Genomic DNA, 2646 nt, shown 5'->3' with positions numbered 1-2646 from the left:
GGGGGGGGGGGGGGGCGTGATCTTTTCAACCTGTGAGGCGAACAGGCTGGCCGTCCAGATTAGTTGACGGCGTCCTTGAGGCCCTTGCCAGCCTTGAACTTCGGCTGAGCCGAAGCCTTGATTTCCATCGGCTCGCCGGTGCGCGGGTTGCGGCCGGTCGAAGCCTTGCGCTTGGCAACCGAGAAAGTGCCGAAACCAACCAGGCGAACCTCGTCACCCTTCTTCAGCGCGCCGGTGATTGCGTCGAAGACGCCTTCAACGGCCTTGGTCGCATCGCTGCGGGTCAGACCGCTGGTGTCGGCAACTGCGCTGATGAGATCATTCTTGTTCATTATGGGTACCCCCTAACCTTTCAGTGGAACCGGATGTGATGGGATAGTTGAATCGCCTCTTGAATGGCCCGGGAATTGAGCGGGTTTTCTCTGCCGTGTCAAAGGCAAAACAGGCCAAAAACCCGCACTTAATCGCGTTTTTCCGCCATTCTTGTGACGAATTGCGATTGTGCAGCGCAATATCGAATGGCCAGCGCCAATTCGACTCGCTGCGCCAGCGCGATCCCGGCAGGGCAAATTCCGACGACGCGCAACCGCGTCATTCGGCGTAACCCCGATTCGGGTGTTAAATTCCTGTAATCTTTAAGGCTCGGCAGCCGCCATGCGATTGCAGGAGAGCGCAAAAAAGGCGGTCCGAACCGAACCGCCTCTCAAGCTGCCGGCCCGAAGGCAGGCAATGTGCCGATGCTTACGCGTCGGAACCGGTGCGAACATCGCGGCGCTCGGCGATGCGGGCGCGCTTACCGGTACGACCGCGCAGGTAGTACAGCTTGGCACGACGCACGACGCCGCGGCGAACCACGGTGATCGAATCGATGTTCGGCGAGTACAGCGGGAAAACGCGTTCCACGCCTTCACCGAAGCTGATCTTGCGGACGGTGAAGTTCGAACCCATGCCACGGTTCGAACGCGCGATGCACACGCCTTCGAAGTTCTGGACGCGGGTACGGGTACCTTCGACGACCTTCACGCCGACGCGGACGGTGTCGCCCGGACGGAACTCAGGGATATCCTTGCCGGCCTTGGCAATTTCCTCGGCCTCGATCTGCTGAATCAGGTTCATGAACCCAAATCCTCATCTTTGTGCCGCGCGCCAGAGGCAGACTGGTCCCGAGCGCCCCTATGACGCTCCCAAAGGTCCGGTCTGCGTAACCGTGTGTCATCTTCCGCCTTTTGTTTCCGCCAGGCAGCGATCTTCGCATGATCCCCCGATCGCAGCACTTCAGGGATCGTGCGCCCTTCCCAATCGGTGGGTCGGGTATAGTGCGGATACTCGAGAAGACCGTCCTCGAACGATTCCTCGGTACCGCTGGAAGCCGCGCCCATTACGCCGGGAAGCAAGCGAATGCAAGCGTCCAGCAGCATCAGGGCCGCAGGTTCTCCGCCGGACAGGACGATATCGCCGACCGACACCTGCTCTACGTTGCGCCCCTCGAAGATCCGCTCGTCGAAGCCCTCGAACCGGCCGCATAGAATGGTCACGCCCGGACCGGCTGCGAGTTCACGCACCCGGGCCTGCGAAATCGGACGGCCGCGCGGCGTCATCGCGATCACCGGGGCTTCGGGACTGAGGCTGCGGGCATGGTCGATGGCCGCGGCCAGAACGTCGGCCTTGAGCACCATGCCCGCGCCGCCGCCTGCCGGCGTGTCATCCACCGTGCGGTGCTTGTCCCTGGCGAAGTCGCGGATCTGCACGGTCTCGATCGACCACTTGCCCTCGGCAAGGCCACGCCCGGCGAGCGAAATGCCGAGCGGTCCGGGAAACATGTCGGGATAGAGCGTGAGAACGGTGGCCGCGAAAGTCATCCCGGCGGCAAAGCCCAAATCGGTGGCGCGGGCAAGAGCCCCTCACGCGAAAATGTCAAAGTGGCGTGAAGACTTCGGCCGGCATGACGTCGCGATAGCCTTCGAGTTCCTCCAGCAGCCATTCGCGCAAACGCTCTATCTTGCGCACACCCACGCGATGGGCAGGATGGACCAGCCAATGCGCAGTGCCCGGCATATATAGAGTATCGAAGGGCTGGATAAGGCGACCGCTTTCCAGTTCCGTGCGCCAGAACAGCGGCGACATCAGAGCCACGCCATAGCTCTCCTGGACGATGCTCGCTTCCTGCGACTGGTTGTCCATGACGATACCCCGGCGCGGCGCGAGCTTGGCCTCGACCCCGGCAGCGGAGAACCAGCCGGACCAACCGGCATCGTTCGGGGCAAGCCGCTCGACGCGCAGGAGATCCTCGGGCTTGCTGATCGCATTCGCCTCAAGGAATTCGCGCGTACAGATCGGCGAGAAATGCTGGCGGAACAGAAAGGTGCTGCGCAGCCCCTCCCAGACGCCGGAACCGGCGCGTATCGCCACGTCGAACGAAGAATTGGCAAGGTCGATCGCCTCGTTCGCAAGCGACAGGCGCACGGCCAGATCGGGAAAGCGCATCTGGAAACGGCCGATGCGCCCGCTCAACCAGACGCTGCCCAGCGAGATAGCGGCATTGATCGCCAGGACTTCGTGATCTTCCTCACGCAGCGCCGCAAAGGCGTCGGCCATGCCGGCGAAGGCTGCCGTTACGGCGGGGGGGGGCCGGGGCCCCCCCCCCGC

Annotated in this window: 4 protein-coding genes; all 4 read right to left on the bottom strand. The window is 62.9% G+C overall.

Annotation, left to right across the window (positions count from 1 at the left end; genetic code table 11):
• Positions 1 to 59 precede the first annotated feature (59 nt).
• A complete protein-coding gene (locus tag SPHV1_RS18135) occupies positions 60 to 332 on the bottom strand; it encodes an HU family DNA-binding protein (protein ID WP_007013794.1) in 273 nt (90 codons plus the stop codon).
• Positions 333 to 741: 409 nt separating this feature from the next.
• On the bottom strand, positions 742 to 1116 hold the full coding sequence (gene rplS, locus SPHV1_RS18130; RefSeq protein ID WP_054947439.1) for a 50S ribosomal protein L19: 375 nt from the start codon (positions 1114 to 1116) through the stop codon (positions 742 to 744).
• Positions 1113 to 1859: a tRNA (guanosine(37)-N1)-methyltransferase TrmD gene (trmD, locus tag SPHV1_RS18125; protein ID WP_054947441.1), complete on the bottom strand. Its 747-nt coding sequence runs from the start codon at positions 1857 to 1859 to the stop codon at positions 1113 to 1115. The genes rplS and trmD overlap by 4 nt, the downstream gene beginning before the upstream one ends.
• A 55-nt stretch (positions 1860 to 1914) precedes the next feature.
• Positions 1915 to 2646: LysR substrate-binding domain-containing protein (locus SPHV1_RS18120; RefSeq protein ID WP_054947440.1), on the bottom strand; the 732-nt coding region annotated here is incomplete at its 5' end.

The sequence above is a fragment of the Novosphingobium sp. KN65.2 genome (genome assembly GCF_001368935.1).
Classification (GTDB): domain Bacteria; phylum Pseudomonadota; class Alphaproteobacteria; order Sphingomonadales; family Sphingomonadaceae; genus Novosphingobium; species Novosphingobium mathurense.
The sequence above is the reverse complement of the archived record's forward strand: the minus strand, read 5'-3'. Positions and strand labels throughout refer to the sequence as shown.